8 protein-coding genes are annotated in these 21,681 nt (G+C 71.8%); 4 read left to right on the forward strand and 4 right to left on the reverse strand.

Features of this window, described 5'->3' with window-relative positions:
• Window positions 1–14 precede the first annotated feature (14 nt).
• From A5711_RS25080 to A5711_RS25095, 4 genes are all read left to right on the forward strand, one after another.
• Entirely contained in the window at window positions 15–6,380 is a 6,366-nt protein-coding gene (locus A5711_RS25080; RefSeq protein ID WP_067951255.1) for a type I polyketide synthase, read from the forward strand.
• Window positions 6,381–6,384: 4 nt separating this feature from the next.
• Window positions 6,385–12,714, forward strand: a complete 6,330-nt coding sequence (locus A5711_RS25085; RefSeq protein ID WP_067951257.1) for a type I polyketide synthase — start codon at window positions 6,385–6,387, stop codon at window positions 12,712–12,714.
• 1 nt (window position 12,715) lies between these two features.
• Window positions 12,716–15,763, forward strand: a complete 3,048-nt coding sequence (locus tag A5711_RS25090; RefSeq protein WP_067951259.1) for a type I polyketide synthase — start codon at window positions 12,716–12,718, stop codon at window positions 15,761–15,763.
• 127 nt (window positions 15,764–15,890) lie between these two features.
• A complete protein-coding gene (locus A5711_RS25095; protein WP_067951260.1) occupies window positions 15,891–16,952 on the forward strand; it encodes a type III polyketide synthase in 1,062 nt (353 codons plus the stop codon).
• 9 nt (window positions 16,953–16,961) lie between these two features.
• On the opposite strand, the gene A5711_RS25100 is transcribed toward A5711_RS25095, so the two are convergent.
• The 4 genes from A5711_RS25100 to A5711_RS25115 form a co-directional block, all read right to left on the reverse strand.
• A complete protein-coding gene (locus tag A5711_RS25100) occupies window positions 16,962–18,746 on the reverse strand; it encodes an ABC-F family ATP-binding cassette domain-containing protein (RefSeq protein ID WP_067951262.1) in 1,785 nt (594 codons plus the stop codon).
• A gap of 19 nt (window positions 18,747–18,765) precedes the next feature.
• Window positions 18,766–19,494 carry a PAS and ANTAR domain-containing protein gene (locus A5711_RS25105; RefSeq protein ID WP_067951263.1) on the reverse strand — a complete coding sequence of 243 codons (729 nt, stop codon included), beginning with the start codon at window positions 19,492–19,494 and terminating at the stop codon, window positions 18,766–18,768.
• Between the two features lie 75 nt (window positions 19,495–19,569).
• Complete coding sequence (locus tag A5711_RS25110; RefSeq protein WP_067951308.1) at window positions 19,570–20,676, reverse strand: enolase C-terminal domain-like protein; 1,107 nt, start codon at window positions 20,674–20,676, stop codon at window positions 19,570–19,572.
• Complete coding sequence (locus tag A5711_RS25115; RefSeq protein WP_067951265.1) at window positions 20,673–21,680, reverse strand: SDR family oxidoreductase; 1,008 nt, start codon at window positions 21,678–21,680, stop codon at window positions 20,673–20,675. Before A5711_RS25115 ends, A5711_RS25110 begins: the two co-directional genes overlap by 4 nt.
• Window position 21,681 lies beyond the last annotated feature (1 nt).

Raw genomic sequence — 21,681 nt, forward strand, 5'->3', positions numbered from 1 at the left:
CCAGGTCACGTCCCGTGAACAGCAACCCCGAGGAGCTCGTCAGGGCCCTGCGCGCTTCGCTCAAGGAAAACGAGCGGCTGAAGCGCGAGGCGCGCGAATACCTCGCCGCGGCAACCGAACCCGTGGCGGTGGTCGGAATGGGTTGCCGGTACCCCGGGGGCGTGGATTCCCCGGAGGCCTTATGGCAGATGGTGGTCGAGGGCCGCGACGTGGTCTCCGATTTCCCCGGGGACCGCGGCTGGAACCTGTCGGGGCTGTTCGATCCAGACCCCGACGCGGTGGGAAAGTCCTACGCGCGGTGCGGCGGCTTTCTGCCCGACGTGGCCGACTTCGACGCCGCGTTCTTTTCCATCGCGCCCAGCGAGGCGCTGGCGATGGATCCACAGCAACGCCTGCTGCTGGAGGTGTCCTGGGAGGCGTTGGAGCGGGCCGGGATTGACCCCGCCGACCTGAGGGGCTCGGCGACGGGTGTGTTCGCGGGGATCTTCCACGGTTCGTACGGCGGCCAGGGGCGGGTGCCGGGACACCTGGAGCGCTACGGGCTGCGCGGGTCGACGCTGAGTGTGGCCTCGGGACGGGTGGCCTACGCGCTGGGCTTGGAGGGTCCGGCCGTTTCGGTCGACACGGCCTGTTCGTCGTCGTTGGTGGCCTTGCATCTGGCGGCCCGGTCGCTGCGCGCCGGCGAATGTGACCTGGCGCTGGCCGGCGGCGTGACGGTGATGGCGACGCCGGCGATGTTCATCGAGTTCAGCCGGCAGCGGGCACTGGCCGCCGACGGGCGGTGCAAAGCCTACGCGGGCGCGGCCGACGGGACGGGCTTCTCCGAAGGCGTCGGCGTGCTGGTGCTGGAAAGGCTTTCCGACGCACGTCGTTTCGGGCATCCGGTGCTGGCGCTGCTGCGCGGGTCGGCGGTCAATCAGGACGGTGCCTCGAACGGACTGGCGACGCCGAACGGGCCGTCGCAGCAGCGGGTGATCCGCGCCGCGTTGGCCGATGCGCGGCTGCGGACGGCCGACGTGGATCTGGTGGAGGGCCACGGCACGGGCACCACCCTCGGGGATCCGATTGAGGCGCAAGCGGTTCTGGCGACGTACGGGCAGGACCGGCCGGCGGACCGGCCGCTGTGGCTGGGGTCGATCAAGTCCAACATGGGCCACACCTCGGCGGCCGCGGGCGCCGGCGGCGTGATCAAGATGGTGCAGGCGATCCGGCATGGGGTGATGCCCAAGACGTTGCACGTGGATGTGCCCACCCCGCATGTGGATTGGTCGGCGGGGGCGGTGTCGCTGCTGACCGAGGCGCGGGAGTGGCCGGCGCTGGACCGGCCGCGCCGAGCGGGGGTGTCGTCGTTCGGGATCAGCGGCACCAACGCCCACGTCATCGTGGAGCAGCCGCCGCCGGAGACCGAAAGCTCCACGCCCGCGGGCGATGACGCGCCGGCGCCGTGGGTGCTGTCGGCCCGGTCGGCCGACGCCCTGGCCAACCAGGCGGCCCGGCTGCTGGCGCGGGCGAACGACGACCCGGGCCTGCGGACGGTCGACGTGGCGTGGTCGCTGATCTCGACGCGGTCGCTGTTCGAGCACCGAGCCGTGCTGGTGGGTGCGGACCGCGAGCGCTTGCTGGCGGAGCTGGCCGGGGTGGCCGCCGGCGCGCCGGGCGCGGGTGCGGTGGTGGGCCGGGCGCAACCGGTGGGCAAGACGGTGTTCGTGTTTCCCGGGCAGGGCTCGCAATGGCTCGGCATGGGGGCCGAATTGCTGGACAGTTCGGCGGTTTTCGCCGAACACCTGCAGCGCTGCGAGAAGGCGCTCGCCGAACACGTGGAGTGGTCGTTGATCGACGTCCTCCGCGGGGCGCCGGGCGCGCCCGGGTTGGACCGGGTGGACGTGGTGCAGCCGGCGCTGTGGGCGGTGATGGTGTCGCTGGCCGAGTTGTGGCGCTCGGTGGGCGTGGTCCCCGATGCGGTGATCGGTCATTCGCAGGGCGAGATCGCGGCCGCCTATGTGGCGGGAGCGCTTTCGCTGGAGGACGCCGCCAGGGTGGTGGCGCTGCGGAGCCGGCTGCTGGTGTTATTGTCGGGTGCGGGCGGCATGGTGTCGCTGGCCTGCGGCCTGGCCCGCGCCGAGGAATTGATCGCCGGGTGGGGCGATCGGTTGAATGTCGCCGCCGTCAACGGGGTTTCCGCGGTGGTGGTGTCCGGCGAGGTGGACGCGCTCGAGGAGTTGATGCGGCACTGCGAGGCCGCCGGCGTGCGTGCCCGCAGGATCGACGTCGACTACGCTTCCCACTCCCGGCACGTCGACGCGATCCGCGCGGAGCTGGGCGAAGCGCTGGCCGGCATCGCGCCGCGGTCGTCCCCGGTTGCCCTGTATTCCACCGTCACCGGTGACCTGATCGACACCGCGGGCCTGGACGCCGACTACTGGTACCGCAGCATCCGGCAACCGGTCCAGTTCGAACGGGCGGTGCGCAACGCGTGCGGGGCCGGGTATGGCGTGTTCGTCGAGTCCAGCCCGCACCCCGTGCTGCTCGCCGCCGTCGAGGAGACGGTGGCCGACTGCGGTGGCGACGCGTTCGTGGTCCCGTCGCTGGGTCGCGACGACGGTTCGCTGCAACGGTTTTGGCTCTCGGCGGGCCAGGCCCACGTGGCCGGATTACCGGTGGACTGGCGGGCCGTGATCGCCGGTCTCGGCGGGCGGCGCGTGGACCTGCCGACGTACGGGTTCGTGCGGCAGCGGTTTTGGCTGCCCGGCGGGTCGACGGGTTCCGGGGACGTGGCCACCCTGGGGCTGGCCGGGGCGCGGCACGCCCTGCTGGGCGCGGTGGTGCAGCGGCCCGATTCCGGCGGGGTGGTCCTGACGGGCCGACTGTCGACGGCCGCGCAGCCGTGGCTGGCCGACCACGCGGTGGGCGGCACGGTGTTGTTCCCCGGTGCGGGGTTCGTGGAGCTGGCCATCCGGGCCGGTGACGAGGTCGGTTGTGCGGCGCTCGAGGAGCTGACGTTGTCGGCCCCGTTGGTGCTGCCCGTGGCGGACGGCGTGCAGGTGCAGGTGGTGGTCGGCGCCGCCACCGAGTCGGGGCAGCGCGAGCTGTCGGTGTATTCGGCCGCCGCTCAGTCGGATTGGGTGCTGCACGCCCAGGGCGTGGTGCGCCCCGCGGCGGTGCCGCCGGCCGGGGATCTGTCAGTGTGGCCGCCGCCGGGCGCGGCGCCGGTGGACGTGGCCGACGCCTACGCGCGGCTCGCGGAGCGGGGCTACGAGTACGGCCGGGCCTTCCGCGGCCTGCGGGCGATGTGGCGCCGGGGCGACGAGATCTTCGCCGACATCGCGCTGCCGGACGACGCCGGCGCGCAAGACGGCGGCTTCGGCATACACCCGGTGCTGTTGGACGCGGCGCTGCACGCGCTCGGTGTCGCCGCGGGGCAGGGCCAGACCATGCTGCCGTTCTCCTGGCAGGGGGTGTCGTTGCACGCGGCGGGCGCATCGCGGGCGCGGGTCCGGCTGGCGCCCTCCGGCGCCGGGGCGGTGTCGGTGGAATTGGCCGACGGCTCCGGGCTGCCGGTGTTTTCGGCGCGTTCGATGGCGATGCGCCCCGTCTCGGCCGAGCAGCTGTCGCTCGCGGCCGCACCCGCCGAGGGGTTGTTCGAGGTGGCGTGGGCACCGATAGCGTTGAGCGGCAATGATTCCGACGCCACGCTGTGGGAGCCGGGCGCCCACGGCGGCGACGTGGTCCGGTCGGTGCACGCGGCCACCACCGAGGCGCTGGGTGAGCTGCAATCGTGGTTGCGCGACGAGGGGTCCGGAACGCTGGCGGTACAGACCCGTGGGGCGGTCGCGCTCGCCGGTGAGGACGTCGCGGACCTGGCCGGTGCGGCGGTGTGGGGGCTGGTGCGGTCGGCCCAGGCCGAGCACCCGGGCCGGGTGGTGCTGATCGACTCCGACGGATCGCTGGACACGCGCGCGGTTATCGGCTGCGGCGAACCGCAATTGGCGGTGCGCGGGGGAGTGGCCTACGCCCCCCGGATGCGGCCCGCGCGACGGGGAGCGGTGCTGCGGCTGCCCTCCGGGGGCTGGCGGCTGGATGCCGGCGGCGGGGGCACGCTGGAAGACCTGGTGGTCAGCCCGTGCCCGCGGGTGGAACTCGAGGCCGGGCAGGTCCGGGTGGCGGTGGCCGCGGTAGGGGTGAACTTCCGGGATGTGTTGGTGGCCTTGGGCATGTATCCCGGCGGCGGGCAGTTGGGGGCCGAGGGCGCGGGCGTCGTCGTCGAGGTCGGCCCCGGCGTGGCGGGGCTGACGGTCGGCGATGCGGTGATGGGGTTGCTGGGGGTGGTCGGTTCCGAGGCGGTGGTCGATCAGCGGTTGGTCACGCGGGTGCCGGAGGGCTGGTCGCTGGTCACGGCCGCGGGAGTTCCGGTGGTGTTCCTCACCGCGCTCTACGGGTTGTCGGTATTGGCCGGGCTGCGCGCCGGCGAGCGGGTGCTGGTGCATGCCGCCACCGGCGGGGTGGGCATGGCCGCGGTCCAGCTGGCGCGGCACTGGGGCGCCGAGGTCTTCGCCACCGCGAGCCGCGGCAAGTGGGATACCCTGCGCGCGATGGGCTTCGACGAGGACCACATCGGCGACTCCCGGACGCTGGACTTCGAGGAGAAGTTCTCGGCGGCCGCCGGCGGGGCCGGGGTCGACGTGGTGCTCAACTCCCTGGCCGGTGAGTTCACCGACGCCTCGCTGCGGCTGCTGGCCCCCGGCGGGCGGTTCATCGAGATGGGCAAGACCGACGTCCGCGACCCGCGCGTCATCGCCGAACGGTATCGGGGCGCGCGGTATTGCGCCTTCGATCTGCTGGAGGCCGGCGCCGACCGCACCGCGGCGATGCTGGCCCAGATCGTCGGGCTGCTGAGGGACGGCGCCGTGACGCCGTTGCCGCTCAAGGCCTTTGACGTGCGATGCGCCTCGGCGGCGTATCGGTTCGTCAGCCAGGCCCGCCACATCGGCAAGGTCGCGTTGACCATCCCGTCCGGGCCCGGTGCGATGCTGAGCGGGTGTGGCGGCCTGGCCGGCGGCAGCGTGGTGATCACCGGCGGCACCGGCATGGCCGGCTCGGCGCTGGCGCATCACCTCGTCGACCGCTATGGCGTCGCCCATGTGGTCCTGGCCAGCCGCGCCGGCGCTGAGGCCGCAGGGGTGGCGGAGGTGGTTGATCGCCTGCAGCAGGCCGGCGCCCGGGTGTCGGTGGTGGCGTGCGACGTGTCCGACCGTGACGCGGTCGCGGCGATGCTGGCGCGGATACCGGCGGAGTATCCGCTGCGCGGTGTGGTGCACGCGGCCGGCATCCTCGACGACGGGCTGGTGCTGTCATTGACCCCGGACCGGGTGGACGCGGTGCTGCGGGCCAAGGTCGACGGGGCCTGGCACCTGCACGAGCTGACCCGGGAGCTTGATCTGTCTGCGTTCGTGGTGTTTTCGTCGATGGCCGGCATCGTCGGCACCCCGGGCCAGGCCAATTACGCGGCGGCCAACAGTTTCCTCGACGGGCTGGTCGCCTACCGGCGATCGCACGGGCTCCCGGGCTTGTCGCTGGCGTGGGGCCTTTGGGAGCAGGCCTCGGCGATGACGGCCCACCTCGGCGAGCGCGACAAGGCCCGGATGAGCAGGCTCGGCATCGCGCCACTGTCCACCGAGCAGGCGCTGGAGTCGTTCGACGCCGCCATGCTGGTCGACACCCCGGTGCTGATGGCCGCCCGGGTGGATCGGGTTGCGTTGTCCGACAACGCCGCCGCGCTGCCCCCGCTGCTGAGCGAACTGGCCGCCCGGACCACCCGGCGCGTCATCGACGACGCCGATGCGACCGCCCTGATGACGGGTCTCACCGCGCGCCTGCACGGTCTGTCTCCCGAGGCGCGCCAGCGCGAGCTGGTCGACCTGGTCTGCGGCAACGCGGCGACCGTGCTGGGGTTGCCCAATCCCGCCGACATCAACGCCGGCCGCGCATTCGGTGACCTGGGCTTCGATTCGCTCACCGCCGTCGAACTGCGCAACCGGCTGAAAACGGCTACCGGGCTGACGCTTTCACCCACGCTGATCTTCGACTACCCGACGCCGGCGGTGCTGGCCGGGCACCTGGACACCCAACTGGCCGGCACGGCGGCGAGCGACCAGCCGGACCTGATGGCCCGCTTCACCGACATCACCCGGGAATTGCAGGCGCTGCTCAGCCGGCCCGACTGGGCCGCCGGCGACAGATCGGCGCTGCGGGCCCGCCTGCACAACCTGCTCGCCGCCCTGGGCCCCGCCGACCACCCCGCCCCCGAGGGCCTCGACGCCGACCTCGATGCCGCGACCGAAAGCGAACTCTTTGCCATCCTCGACGAAGAACTCGGCAACTGAGACCATGCCGGATACCACGCAGCACGTCGACTATCTGAAGCGCCTGACGGCGGATCTCCGGCGGGCCCGGCGACGCGTCTCGGAGCTGGAAGGCCGGCTGTCCGAACCAATCGCGGTGGTGGGCATGGCCTGCCGCTACGCGGGCGGGGTCGATTCGCCGGAGACGCTCTGGGAAATGGTGAACGCGGGCCGCGACGCGGTGTCGGACTTTCCGGCGGACCGCGGCTGGGATGTCGAGGGGCTGTACGACCCGGACCCGGACGCGGCCGGGAAGATGTACACCCGGCAGGGCAGCTTCCTGCGCGACGCGGCGGACTTCGACGCCGGATTCTTCGGGGTCGGGCCGAGCGAGGCCCTGGCGATGGATCCGCAGCAGCGGTTGATGCTGGAGATCTCGTGGGAAGCGTTGGAGCGCGCCGGCATTGACCCGCTGGGACTGCGCGGCTCGGCGACCGGAGTGTTCGCCGGTGTCATCCACGCCGGCTACGGCGGAGAGGTGAAGGGCGAGCTGGAGGGCTACGGGCTGACCGGTTCCACACTGAGCGTGGCCTCGGGCCGGGTGTCCTACGTGTTGGGCCTGGAAGGCCCTGCGGTGTCGGTGGATACGGCGTGTTCGTCGTCGTTGGTGGCCATGCACCTGGCGGCGCAGTCGCTGCGTTCCGGTGAATGTGACCTGGCGCTTGCCGGTGGTGTGACCGTGATGGCCACGCCCGCCGCGTTCGTGGAGTTCAGCCGGCAGCGGGCGCTGGCCCCGGACGGCCGGTGCAAGGTGTACGCCGGCGCGGCGGACGGGACGTCGTGGTCGGAAGGCGCGGGCGTCCTGGTGCTGGAGCGGCTGGCCGACGCGCGGCGGTTGGGCCATCCGGTGGTCGCGGTGCTGCGGGGTTCGGCGGTGAACCAGGACGGCGCCTCGAACGGACTGACCGCGCCCAACGGGCCCTCGCAGCAGCGGGTGATTCGCGCCGCCCTGGCCAACGCCGGGTTGACGGCGGCGGACGTCGACGTGGTCGAGGGCCACGGCACGGGAACGGTTTTGGGCGACCCCATCGAGGCTCAGGCCCTGCTGGCGACCTACGGGCAGGACCGGCCGGCGGACCGGCCGCTGTGGCTGGGGTCGATCAAGTCCAACATCGGTCACACGTCGGCGGCGGCCGGAGTGGCCGGGGTGATCAAGATGGTGCAGGCGATGCGGCATGGGGTGATGCCCCAGACGCTGCATGTGGATGTGCCGTCGCCGCACGTGGATTGGTCGGCGGGTGCGGTGTCGGTGTTGACCGAACCCCAGCCGTGGCCGGCGCGGGACGGGCAGCGCCGCGCGGGGGTGTCGTCGTTCGGGATCAGCGGGACGAATGCCCACGTGATCGTCGAGCAGCCACCGGCGGAGCCGGAACATGCTGCGCCGCAAGGCGATCGGCAAGACGCGGCGATCCCGTGGCTGGTGTCGGCTCGGTCGGCCGACGCGCTGGCCGCCCAGGCGGGGCGGCTGCTGGCCCACCTGGACGCCGACCCGGAACTGGGCGTCGTGGACGTGGGCTGGTCGCTGGCCACCACGCGGGCGGCCCTGGAGCACCGCGCGGTGCTGGTGGGCGGCGACCGCGACAGCCTGCTGTCCGGGCTGGCCGGCGTGGCGTCCGGGGAACCGGGCCCCGGTGTGATGGTCGGGCGCACCCGCCCAGTCGGCAAGCGCGCGTTCGTGTTTCCCGGCCAGGGCTCGCAGCGACTCGGGATGGGACGCCAACTGCATGAGCGCTTCCCGGTGTTCGCCCAGGCCTTCGACGAGGCCGTTGCGGCGGTGGACGTCCACGCGCGGCTACCGCTGCGCGGCGTGATGTGGGGCAACGACCCGGAGTTGTTGGAGAGCACGGAGTTTGCCCAGCCGGCGTTGTTCGTGCTCGAGGTCGCCCTGGCGGCGCTGTGGCAGTCCTGGGGTGTGACGCCCGATGTGGTGATCGGCCACTCCGTGGGGGAGATCGCCGCGGCCTGCGTGGCCGGGGTGCTGTCGCTGGCAGACGCCGCGCGGGTGGTGACGGCCCGCGGCCGGTTGATGGCGGCGCTGCCGGCGGGCGGGGTCATGGTGGCGGTGACGGCCACCGAGGCCGAGGTCGCACCGCTGCTGAACGAGAATGTGAGCGTCGCGGCGGTCAACGGCCCCGACGCGGTCGTGCTGTCGGGCGAGCGGGCCGCCGTGACGGCCGCGGCCGACCGGCTGGCCGACTGCGGCAGGCGGGTGCGGCAGCTGGCCGTCTCGCACGCATTCCACTCGCCGCTGATGGAGCCCATGATCGGGGAGTTCTCCGCGGTGCTGGCCGGGATATCGCCCGGGGCGCCGCGAATCGACTTGATTTCCAACGTGACCGGGCAATTGGCCGGACCCGGATACGGGTCCGCCGACTACTGGGTCGAGCACGTGCGCCGGCCGGTGCGGTTCGTCGACGGGGTGCGGTCGGCCGAATCGCTGGGTGCCGGCGCGTTCGTGGAAGTGGGGCCGGGCGCGGCGTTGACGGCCGCGGTGGAACAGTCCCTGGCGACCGAGCCGGCCGTTTCGGCGGTGTCGATGCCCAAGGACCGCCCCGAAGTCGACTCGCTGCTGCTGGCGGCCGGGCAGCTGTTCGCCTCCGGCGCCGACGTGGACTGGGCCGCGGCCTTCGACGGCCTGGACGCCCACCGGGTCGGCCTGCCGACGTATGCCTTTCAGCGGCGCAGGTTTTGGCTGCCGAGCGAGTCGGTGGGCGGGCGGGACACCGCCGGCCTGGGTCTGACCGCGGCCGGGCACGCGCTGTTGGGCGCCGTGGTCGAACGCCCCGATTCGGGCGGGGTGGTGCTGACGGGCCGGCTGTCGACGGCGGCCCAGCCCTGGCTGGCCGATCACGCGGTGACCGGCACGGTGTTGTTCCCGGGCGCCGGGTTCGTGGAGCTGATGCTGCGGGCCGGCGACGAGGTCGGCTGTCCGGTGATCGAGGAGCTGACGCTATCGGCGCCGTTGCCGCTGCCGCCCGCCGGCACGGTGCGCGTGCAGGTGGTGGTGGACGCCGCCGGCGAAGGCGGATCCCGGGCGGCCGCGGTGTACTCGCAGGCCGGCCCGGAGTGGGCGCTGCACGCCCAGGGTGTGTTGAGCGAAGGCTCGCCGGCACCGGCCGCGGACCTGTCGGTGTGGCCGCCGGTCGGCGCCAAGGCGGTCGATGTGTCCGGCGCCTACGACGATTTGGCGGCGCGCGGCTACGGGTATGGTCCGGCCTTCCAAGGGCTGCGGAAGGTGTGGCGGCGGGGCGACGAGACCTTCGCTGAGGTCGAGGCCCCACAGCAGGCCGGTGTCACGGTGGGCGGCTTCGGGATTCATCCGGTGGTACTGGACGCGGCCCTGCACGCTTTGGGGGTGGCCGACGAGCGGGCCGAGACCGTCCTGCCGTTCTCCTGGCAAGGGGTGTGTCTGCATGCGGCCGGGGCGTCGCGGGTCCGGGTGCGGCTGGCGCCGGTGGGCACGGGTGCCGTGGCGGTCGAGCTGGCCGACTCGTCGGGCTTGCCCGTGCTGTCGGTGCGCGAGCTGGTGACGCGTCCGGTCACGGCCGCACAGCTGTCGGCGGCCGCGGCGGCGCGTTCCGGTGGTGGCGAACTGCTGGAGGCGGTGTGGTCCCCGGTTCCGTTGCCGGACAACGGCCTCGAAGCGGCCCCCGAGATGTGGCAGCCGGCGTCGAACGGCCCGGGCGTGGTCGGCTCGGTCTACGCCGCCACACACGAGGCGTTGGGCGTGTTGCAGTCCCGGGGCGACGGGTCCGGGCCGCTGGTGGTGCTGACCCGGGGGGCGGTCGCGCTGCCCGGTGAGGACGTGTCGGACCTGGCCGGTGCGGCGGTGTGGGGGCTGGTGCGGTCGGCGCAGGCCGAGCATCCCGGACGTGCGGTGCTGGTCGACTCCGATGGGTCCCTCGACCTCGGGTCCGTAATCGGCTGCGGGGAACCGCAATTGATCGTGCGCGAGGGCGTCGCCTACGGTGCCCGGCTCAAGCCGGTCAAGGCGCACCCGGTGCTGCGGTTCCCCGAAGCGCCGTCGGTCTGGCGGCTGGCCGCCGGTGATGCCGGGACGCTGGAGGACCTGGCGGTGGTATCCGGTCCGCCAGCGGAACTGGCCGCCGGTCAGGTGCGGGTGGCGGTGGCCGCGGCCGGGGTGAACTTCCGCGACGTGCTGGTGGCCCTGGGCATGTATCCGGGCCTCGCGCAGTTGGGCGCCGAGGGCGCGGGGGTGGTGACCGAGATCGGGCCCGGCGTCACCGATTTGGCCGTTGGCGACGCGGTCATGGGCATCCTGGGCCTGACGGGGTCGGAGGCGGCCGTCGACCGGCGGCTGGTGACCCCGGTGCCGCCGGGCTGGTCGTTCACCCAGGCGGCCGGTGTGCCGGTGGTGTTCCTGACGGCGTATTACGGGCTGTCGGACCTCGGCGGCCTGCGGGCCGGCGAGCGCGTGCTGGTGCACGCCGCGGCCGGCGGGGTGGGCATGGCGGCGGTGCAGCTGGCCCGGCATTGGGGCGCCGAGGTGTTCGCGACCGCCAGCCGCGGCAAGTGGGACACCCTGCGCGCCATGGGTTTCGACGACGACCACATCGCGGATTCGCGAACCCTGGACTTCGAGGAAAAGTTCTCCGCCGCGACGGGCGGCGCCGGCATGGACGTCGTGCTCAACTCGCTGGCCGGCGAGTTCACCGACGCCTCGCTGCGGTTGTTGGGCCCCGGCGGGCGTTTCATCGAGATGGGCAAGACCGACCTGCGCGACCCGGACGCGATCGCCCAAACCTACCGCGCGTTCGATCTGATGGAGGCGGGCCCGGACCGCATCGCGGAGATGTGGGCGGAATTGATGCGGTTGTTCGCGGCCGGAGCTCTGAAGCCATTGCCCGTCAAGGCCTTCGATGTGCGTCGCGCCGCGGACGCCTACCGGTTCGTCAGCCAGGCCCGCCACATCGGCAAGGTCGTGCTCACCATGCCCGAGGGGGCTGCCGGGCTGACCGGCGGCACGGCGTTGATCACCGGGGGGACCGGCATGGCCGGCTCGGCGGTGGCGCGTCACCTGGTCGAGCGCTACCGCGTGCCGAACGTCATGCTGGTCAGCCGCGGCGGTGAGCGCGCGGACGGGCTGTCCGGACTGGTCGCCGAGCTGCGTGAGGCCGGGGCCCAGGTGTCCGTGATCGCCTGCGACGTCGGTGACCGCGACGCCGTCGCGCGGTTGCTGGCGCAGGTACCGGCGCGCTACCCGCTGCGCGGCGTGTTCCATGCCGCCGGGGTGCTCGACGACGCGGTGATCGCGTCCCTGACCCCGGAGCGCATCGACGCTGTGCTGCGCTCGAAGGTCGACGGGGCATGGCACCTGCACGAGCTGACCCGGGGGCTGGATCTTTCGGCGTTCGTGATGTTTTCGTCGATGGCGGGGATCGTGGGCGCCCCGGGTCAGGGCAACTACGCGGCCGCCAACAGCTTCCTGGACGCCCTGGCGGCGTACCGCCACGCCCACCGCCTGCCCGGCTTGTCGATCGCCTGGGGGATGTGGGAAGAGGAGTCGGCCATGACCCGCAACCTCACCGACCGCGACAAGGCGCGGATGAGCCGCGCCGGGCTCGCCCCGCTGTCCACGCGCCAGGCGCTCGATCTGCTCGACGCCGCGCTGCTGGCCGAGCCGCCGGCGGTCGTGGCCACCCGCCTCGACACCGCCGCGCTGGCGCACGCCGGCGCCGCGCTGCCGCCGCTGCTGAGCCAGCTGGCCACCCGGTCGGCGCGGCGGGTTCTCGACCCGACCGACATGGTGTCGCTGACGGGCCTGCGCGCGCGGCTGGACGGCCTGGCGCCCGAGCAGCGGAGGCGCGAGCTGGTGGAGCTGGTCTGCGGCAACGCCGCCAGGGTGTTGGGCCACAGCACCGCGGACGTCGACGGCGAGCAGGCCTTCGGAGACCTCGGCTTCGACTCGCTGACCGCGGTGGAGCTGCGCAACAGGCTCAAAATCGCGACCGGACTGCCCCTTTCGCCCACGCTGATTTTCGATCACCCCACCCCGGCGGCCTTGGCCGAGCATCTCGACAGCCAGCTGAGCACCGGCGCAAGCGGCGAGCCGCCCAACCGCATGGCCCGCTTCAACGACGTGGCCCGCGAGTTGCAGGCACTGCTCGGCCGGTCCGACTGGAGCCCCGACGACAAAGCAAAGCTCGTCGCCCGGCTCGAAGGTTTGCTGAACACCCTCACCGGGCCGGCGGAAGTGCCCTACCCGGACTACTCCGACGACCCGTTCGACGACGACATCGCCACCGCCACCGAAAGTCAGCTCTTCGCCATCCTCGACGAAGAGATGGGCCCCTAACATGACCGACGTCGCGGTCATCGGTCTCGCGTGCCGATTCCCCGGCGCGGCAAGCCCCCGCGAGTTCTGGGATCTCATCCGCGACGGCCGCGAGGCGACGCAACTGCCCGGGGACGTCGCGGAGTTCGACGCCGACTTCTTCAACCTCTCGCCGCGGGAGGCGTCCGCGATGGACCCTCGGCAACGATTGGCGCTCGAACTGACGTGGGAAGCCTTCGAAGACGCTTTCGTGGTTCCCGAAACCGCTCGCGGAACGGCGATTTCGGTGTACTTCGGGGCGATGGCCGACGATTACGCCGTCCTCACCCTGCGCGACATCGCCGACCACCTCGACCACCACTCGTTCGCCGGCATCAGCCGCGGGATGATCGCCAACCGGGTCTCGTACGCCTTCGGATTGCAGGGTCCCAGCATGACCGTCGACTCCGGTCAATCGTCTTCGTTGGTCGCCGTGCACCTGGCCTGCGAAAGCCTGCGCGCGGGCGAGTCGGCGCTGGCGATCGCCGGCGGGGTTCACCTGAACCTGGCCGACGAAACGGCAATGCTGGAACGCGAATTCGGCGCGCTGTCGACGTCGGGTCACACCTACGCGTTCGATCGGCGCGCGGACGGCTACGTCCGCGGCGAGGGTGGGGGACTGGTGCTGCTCAAGCCGCTGCCGGCGGCCATGCGGGACGGTGACCGCATTCATGCGGTCATCCGGGGCAGCGCGGCGGGTAATTCCGGGCACACGGCCGCCGGCCAGACGGTGCCGTCGGTTTCCGGTGAGGCCGACGTGATCCGGCGGGCGCTTGCCGCCGCCGGCCTGGGCGGCGGCGACATCGACTACGTGGAGGCGCACGGCACCGGCACGAAGGTCGGCGACGCGGTCGAGGCACGGGCGCTGGGTGAGGTGTTCGGTGCGCGCGAGCATCCGCTGCGGGTGGGGTCGGTGAAGACCAACATCGGCCACGCCGGGGGCGCCGCGGGAATTGCGGGCCTGCTCAAGACCGTGCTGGCGGTGCGGCATTCGGTGGTTCCGCCGAGCCTCAACTACGCCGACGGAAATCCCGACCTGGAATACCTGCGGGTCAACGTAGATGCGCTGCGCTGGCCGGCGGCGGGCCGTCCGCGCCGGGCCGGGGTGTCGTCGTTCGGCATGGGCGGCACGAACGCGCATGTCATCGTGGAACAGGCTCCCGCGCAACAGGATCCGCACGCGGATAAGTTTGACGGGTCAGTGGCGTGGGTGCTGTCGGCCCGCTCGGAGCAGGCCCTGGCCAACCAGGCGCGGCGGCTGGCGGAGCGGGTGGCCCACTCGGGCGTGACCGCGGCGGACGTGGGCTGGTCGTTGGCGACCACGCGCTCGGTGTTCGAGCATCGGGCGGTGCTGGTGGGCTCAGATCGCGACGTGCTGACGCGCGGCCTGGCCGGACTGGCGGCCGGAGGGCCGGCCCCCGGTGTGGTGGTGGGCCGGGCCGGGCCGGCGGGCCAGACGGCCTTCGTGTTTCCCGGCCAAGGCTCGCAATGGCCGGGCATGGGCCGCCAACTGCATCAACGCTTTCCGGCCTTCGCCCACGCCTTCGACGAGGCCGCGGCGGCGATCGACGCCCACCTGCGGTCGCCGGTGCGCGAGGTGATGTGGGGCACCGACGCCGAGCTGTTGCAGGGCACGGAGTTCGCGCAGCCGGCACTGTTCGTCTTCGAGATCGCCCTGGCCGCGTTGTGGCGGTCCTGGGGCGTGACACCCGAAGTGGTGCTGGGTCATTCGGTGGGGGAGATCGTCGCGGCCTGCGTGGCGGACGTGTTGTCGCTGGACGACGCGGCGCGCATCGTGGCGGTCCGCGGCGAATTGATGGCGGCGCTGCCGGCCGGCGGGGCGATGGTGGCGGTGAGCGCCGGCGAGGCCGAGGTCGCGCCGCTGCTGAACGACGGCGTGAGCATCGCGGCGGTCAACGGGCCCAATTCGGTGGTCCTGTCCGGTGAGCGGGCCGCGGTGGAAACCGTGGCCGACCGGCTGGCGGGCACCGGCCGGCGGACGCACCGGTTGGCGGTCTCGCACGCGTTTCACTCGGCGTCGATGGAGCCGATGCTCGAGGAGTTCGCGCATCGGGTGGCCGACATCGAGCCGCGACGGCCGCGAATCTGCCTGGTGTCCAACGTCTCCGGAGAGCCGGCCGGAACGGGGTACGGGTCCGCCGACTACTGGGTCGAGCACGTGCGCCGGCCGGTGCGTTTTCTCGACGGCGTGCGCACCGCCGAGGCCTTGGGGGCGACGGTGTTCGTCGAGGTGGGCCCGGGCGGTGGGTTGAGCGCCGCGGTCGACCAATCGCTGGCCACCGACCGGCCGATCTCGGTGGTCACCGTGCCCAAGGATGCTCCGGAGATCGAGTCGGTGCTCAGCGCGGCAGGCCGGCTCTTCACCGCCGGAGTGGGCGTGAGCTGGCCGGCCGTGTTCGACGGCTCGCATGCGCGCCGGGTCGACCTGCCCACGTATGGCTTTGCCCGGCAACGGTTCTGGCTCGGTGACGAGCATAATGCGTTGCCCGGCAAGGTAACCCGGTCGCCGGGGCTGGCCGAACAATTGCACGCCCTGGACCCCGCGCAGCAGCAGAGCCGGCTTGCCGAGCTGGTCTGCGAGCACACGGCCGCCGTGTCGGGTCATCCGGACGGCCGAGCCATCGACCGCGATCGTGCCTTCGCCGACCTCGGGTTCGACTCGCTGACCGGCGTCGAACTGCGCAACCGGCTGACCACGGCGACCGGGCTGGCGCTTTCGCGGACCCTGATCTTCGACTATCCCACCCCCGCGGCGCTGGCCGATCATCTGCGCCGGCAGTTGTTCCGCGGCGAAGACGACGAATCGGACGAGGAAAAGGTGTGGTCGACGCTGCGCGGCATCCCGCTCGCCGAGCTTCGAAGAACGGGATTGCTCGACAAACTTCTGCTGCTCGCCGGGGGCCCGGAAAGCGTTGTCGCCGAACCGGTCATCGACATGATCGACTCGTTGAGCCCCGACGCCCTGATCGCGATGGCGCTGAATTCCGGCGACGACGAGGACGCCGAATGACGGAATCTCGATGCAATACAACACATGTCGAATACGCCGTTTTTTTGCCGGGCCACTCGGAACGGCCTAGACTTCGGGAATTGATGAAAGTCCCTTTTGAGCTGGGACGCAAGCAAGAGGGTTGGGCATGAGCGTCATCGCGGGCGTGTGCGGAGCGTTGCCGCCGCATCGTTACAGCCAGGCCGAAATCACCGACCAGATCGTCGAATTCCCCGCATTGAAGGAGCACGAAGAGGTCGTTCGGCGGTTGCACGCCGCCGCCAAGGTCAACAGCCGCCACTTGGTCCTGCCGCTGGAGCGGTACCCGTCGCTGACCGATTTCGGCGAGGCGAACGAGGTCTTCATCGAACGCGCCGTCGAACTCGGCTGCGAAGCGTTGCTGGGCGCGCTGGACGAGGCGGGCCTGCGGCCACAGGACATCGACATGATCGCCACCACCACGGTCACCGGCGTTGCCGTGCCGTCACTCGACGCGAGGATCGCCGGCCGGCTCGGACTGCGCTCGGACGTGCGCCGGGTTCCGCTGTTCGGTCTGGGTTGCGCGGCCGGGGCGGCGGGCGTGGGCCAACTGCACGACTACCTGCGCGGCGCGCCGGACGGCGTCGCGGTCCTGGTGTCGGTCGAGCTGTGCTCCCTCACCTTCCCCGCGGTCAAGCCGACCGTCTCCGGTCTGGTGGGAACCGCCATGTTCGGCGATGGGGCCGCCGCCGTGGTAGCTGTCGGCGACCGTCGCGCCGACCGCATGAGCCCCGGCGGGCCCGACATCGTCGACTCCCGCAGTCGGCTCTATCCCGAATCGCTGCACATCATGTCCTGGAACGTCAGCCCGACCGGGTTGCACCTGGTGATGTCGCCCGAGCTGACGAACCTCATCGACCGCCACCTGGCGGGCGACGTGAGCAGGTTCCTGGGCGCCCACGGGTTGACGACGGACGACGTCGGCGCCTGGGTGGCGCACCCCGGCGGACCCAAGGTCATCAACGCGATCGGCAACAGCCTCGGGCTGGCACCGGACGCCCTCGAGCTGACCTGGCGCTCGCTGGGCGAGATCGCGAACCTGTCGTCGGCCTCGGTGCTGCACATCCTGCGTGACACCATCGCCAAGCCGCCGCCCGGCGGCAGCCCCGGGCTGATGCTCGCGATGGGCCCGGGATTCAGCTCCGAGCTCGTGCTCTTGCGCTGGCGCTGAGCGCGCGCCTCACTCCAGCGCCTCCGACAGATCCAGCCAGCGGCTCTCCGTCGCGGCAACCTCGTCTTCGAGCGCACGCAACTCCTGGGTGAGCCGGGTGATGCCGACGTGGTCCGCCTGGTCGTGCTCGGCCAGTTCGTGGTGTTTGTCCGCGATCCGCCCGGCCAGCCGCGCGAGCTGGCGGTCGACGCCGGCCAGCTCCTTCTCCGCGGCCCGCCGCTCGGCTCCCGAAATCCCCGCCAGCTCAACCGGAGCGGCGGCGGCAGGCGGCTCGGCCTCCGCCTGGGCCGCCCGGTGGGGGGCCAGCCGCAGGTACTCGTCGATGCCGCCGGGCAGGTGCCGCAACCGGCCGTCGAGAACGGCGTACTGCTGGTCGGTGATCCGCTCGAGCAGGTAGCGGTCGTGGGAGACGACGATCAGGGTGCCGGGCCAGGAGTCGAGCAGGTCTTCCATGGCGGTGAGCATGTCGGTGTCGACGTCGTTGGTCGGCTCGTCGAGGAGCAGCACGTTGGGCTCGGAGAGCAGCGTGAGCATCAGCTGCAGGCGCCGCCGCTGCCCGCCGGAGAGTTCGCCGATCCGGGCCGAGAGCTGTCCCCGGCCGAAGCCGAGCCGCTCCAGCAGTTGGGCGGGCGTCACCTCGCGGCCCTCGACCTCGTACCCGCCGGGGAGCCGGCCCAGCACGTCGGCGATGCGGTCGTCGGCGAGCCCGGCCAGGGCGTCGCCCTGCTGGTCGAGCACGGCCAGCTGGACGGTTTTGCCGCGCTTGACGCGTCCGGTGTCCGGCTTGATGCTCCCGGCGATCAGCCCCAGCAGCGTCGACTTCCCGGCGCCGTTGGCGCCGGCGATGCCGGTGCGTTCGCCCGGGGCGATCCGCCATTCGACGTCGCGCAGCACCGGGTGGCCGTCGAACGCGACCGACACGTCGAGCAGATCGATGACGTCCTTGCCGAGCCGGGCGGTCGCCAGCTTGGCCAGCTCGACGTTGTTTCGCAGCGGGGGCACGTCGGCGATCAGCTGGTTGGCCGCCTCGATGCGGAACTTGGGCTTCGAGGTGCGGGCTGGCGCGCCGCGCCGCAGCCAGGCCAGCTCCTTGCGCATCAGGTTCTGCCGCTTGGCTTCGGTGGCGGCGGCCATCCGGTCGCGCTCGACGCGCTGCAGCACGTAGGCCGCGTAACCGCCCTCGAACGGCTCCACGATCCCGTCGTGCACCTCCCACGTCGTGGTGGCGACCTCGTCCAGGAACCAGCGGTCGTGCGTCACCAGCAGCAGCCCGCCGGTATTGCGTGCCCAGCGTTGGCGTAGGTGTTCCGCGAGCCAGGCGATGCCCTCGATGTCCAGGTGGTTGGTGGGCTCGTCGAGCGCGATGACGTCCCACTCGCCGACCAGCAGCCTGGCCAGCTGGACGCGCCTGCGCTGGCCGCCGCTCAGCGTCGAGATCGCGGCGTCCCAGCCGATGTCGGAGACCAGGCCGCCGACCACGTCGCGCACCCGCGGGTCACCGGCCCATTGGTGTTCGGCCGTGTCGCCGACCAGCGTCCAGCCCACGGTGTGGTCCGGGTCCAGGGTGTCCGCCTGGCTCAGCGCGCCCACCCGCAACCCGCTGCGGCGGGTGACGCGGCCGGAGTCGGGCTGCAGCTGGCCGGTCAGCAACCGCAGCAGGCTGGATTTGCCGTCCCCGTTGCGTCCGACGATGCCGATGCGGGCGCCGTCGTTCACGCCCAGCGTCACCGATTCGAATACCAGCTGGGTCGGGTATTCGAGGTGGATGGCCTCGGCTCCCAATAGGTGTGCCACCGGCCCGACCCTACTGCGGCTATTCGAGGGTCAGCAGCGCCCGGTCGACTTCGCTCTGGGTCTCCGCCGATGCCTTGCTGGCCACCGCGTCCAGGAAGCGGCTGGCGAGGTCGCGCAGTTTCAGGTTGGTTTCCTGGGATCGCCAGACCAGGATGTCGAACGCCCGCTCCGCGGAGATGCCATAGGCGGCCATGAGGACGCCCTTCGCCTGTTCGATTCGGGCCCGGGCGTCGGCGACCGCCGACAGCACGTTGTTGATGTCGGTCTGCAGCGAGTCGGTGACGTCGACGTAGAAGCCGGACGTCCCGAGCGGGGTGCCGTGGTCGTCGAGCATCCGGTCGCCCGCGACGACGACGCAGTGGGTGCGCCCGCCGGTGTCGATGATGCGGTGGCGGCTGCTGAACGGCTTGCCGTGCATCACGCGTTCCAGGACGGCGGCGACGCGCTCGCGGTCGTCTGGGTGCTTGTGTTTGAGCAGCAGCTCGGTGGTGGGCTGCACCTGTCCCGGCTTGTATCCGTGCATGCGGGCGACCGCCGCCGACCACTCCCAGCGGTGGCCGTCCAGGAAGAACCGGAACCGGCCGACACTCTGCGGCTCGCCGAGGCCCAGGACCAAGTCGACCGCGTTCAGGTCTTGCTCGTCGACGGCATCGGACATGAACGCCTCGCACGCCGAGTCGGCCGAACCGTGATGGGCGGGCTCCTCGTTGGGCCTGTCCACAGCCTCGTCTTCAAAGTCAACGGTCATCGCGCATGCCCCTTCAGATCCGTAACTATGTCCCTCGCATATCAATGCCCACTTTCGCGCGGGTCCATTCATGGATCAGGCTTTTCGATACGGCTCGGCGTCAGCGTGTTTGAACTCGAGGCCCAGCCCGGGCCGGTCCTGGTCCGGCCGCAGCGCCCCACCGTCGGGCGGCAGGGCGCCGTCGAACAGCATGTGCTCGATGCGGTGGTGGTCGTGGAAGTACTCCAGGTGCCGCAGATTCGGGATGGCGCTGGCCACGTGGGCGTGCAGGTTGGGGGCGCAGTGGCCGGACACGTCGACGTTGCGGGCGGCGGCCACGGCGGCGGCGCGCAGCCAGTCGGTGATCCCGCCGCAGCGGGTGACGTCGATCTGCAGGCAGTCGATCGCGTCGGCGGCGAGCATCCGGTTGAAGTAGGCCAGGTCGTAGCCGTACTCGCCCGCGGTGACGTCCGGGGTGACCTGGTCGCGCACTTCCCGCAGCCCGGCCAGGTCGTCGGAGGAGACGGGTTCCTCGAACCATGTGACGTCGTGGGCGGACATTGCGTGGGCCATCCGAATGGCCTGCTTGCGGCGGTAGGCGCCGTTGGCGTCCACATATAGCTCGACGTCCGGCCCGATCACCTTGCGCGAGAGCGCGATGCGGTCAAGGTCACGGCGCTCGTCGGAGCCCCACGACTCGCCGATCTTGATCTTGACTCGTGGGATCTTCCACTCCTGCACCCAGCGTTCGAGTTGGGTGCGGGTGGTGTTCTCGTCGTAGGTGGTGAAGCCGCCGCTGCCGTAGATCGGAACCCGGTCGTGCGCCATGCCGAGCAGGCGGCATACCGGTAGGCCCAGGAGTTTGCCCTTGAGGTCCCACAGCGCGGTGTCGACCGCCGAGATCGCGCACGACACCAGACCCGGGCGCCCGTTGTTGCGCATCGACCGGACCATCGCCTGCCACCCGCCGGGGATGTCGAGGGCGCTGCGCCCGGTGACCGTGCCGGCGAGCGGCCCGTTGATCAGCGCGCCGCACGCGCCGTCGGCGTAGGTGTAGCCGATCCCGCGCCGCCCGTCCGCGGCAACCTCGGCCAGCACCAGGGTGGTCGACGACCAGGGCAGGGTGCCATCGGCTTCCGGTGCGTCGGTGGGGATTTCGTAGACCCGTGCGGTGACCTCGTCGATGCGTGCGTCGAGGGTCATCGCGTCCACCGGCGCGCGGCGAGCCACGCGCCCAGTCCGGCCGCGCCGAGCGCGCTCGTACCGCTGACGACCGGGTGCTGCGACGCCCACAGCTGCGGGCTCAGCGTGTGGGACTTGTCGTCGAACCCGCCGTGGGCGCCGTGGTCGCTGCCGGGCTCTTCGTCCAGCGGATGCCACAGGTTGTGCGGTCGCCCCGGGCGCACATGCTGCTCGGTCTGCTGCGAGTCGTAACCGGTGCGGCCCAGGTAGCGGTCCAGCAGCGGCGCGACGAACTTCTGCGCCAGCAGCGTCACCATGGTGCTGTCGCCGACCCAATACTGTTTGCGCTCCGGATGATCGGCGGCATACACGACGCCGCGGGCGGCGACCTCCGGCTGGTAGATCGGCGGCACGGGTTGGGGATGGCGCGGCAGCCGGGACAGCACCCAGGAGAACTGCGGGGTGTTGACCGCGGGCATCTGCGCCACGGTGATCCGCACCTTGGAGTGCTCGTGCAGCAGTTCGCAACGCACCGATTCGGTGAAACCGTTGATGGCGTGCTTGGCACCGCAGTAGGCCGATTGCAGCGGGATGGATCGCTGGCTGAGCGCGGAGCCGACCTGCACGATGGTGCCGCGGTCGCGTGGCCGCATCTTCGCCAGCGCCGCCATGGTGCCGTGCACGTATCCGAGGTAGGACACCTCGGTCACGCGCTTGAACTCCTCGGCGCTGATCTCGCTGAACGGCGCGAACACGGAGGTGAACGCGACGTTCACCCAGACGTCGATGGGGCCGAACGTCGCCTCGGTCTCGTCGGCGGCGGCGGCCACGGCCGCGTGGTCGGCGACGTCGGTGGGAATGCTGAGCGCCTTGCCGCCACCGGATTCGACGTCGCGGGCCGCGCCGTCCAGCCCGGCGGACCCGCGGGCGAGCAGGGCGACGTTCGCCCCGCGTTGCCCGAACAGTTGGGCGGTGGCCCGGCCGATGCCGGCGCTGGCTCCGGTGACTACCACAGTCTGTGTCATC

Origin of the sequence: Mycobacterium sp. E2238, assembly GCF_001672665.1 — a bacterium.
In the GTDB taxonomy this organism is placed as follows: domain Bacteria; phylum Actinomycetota; class Actinomycetes; order Mycobacteriales; family Mycobacteriaceae; genus Mycobacterium.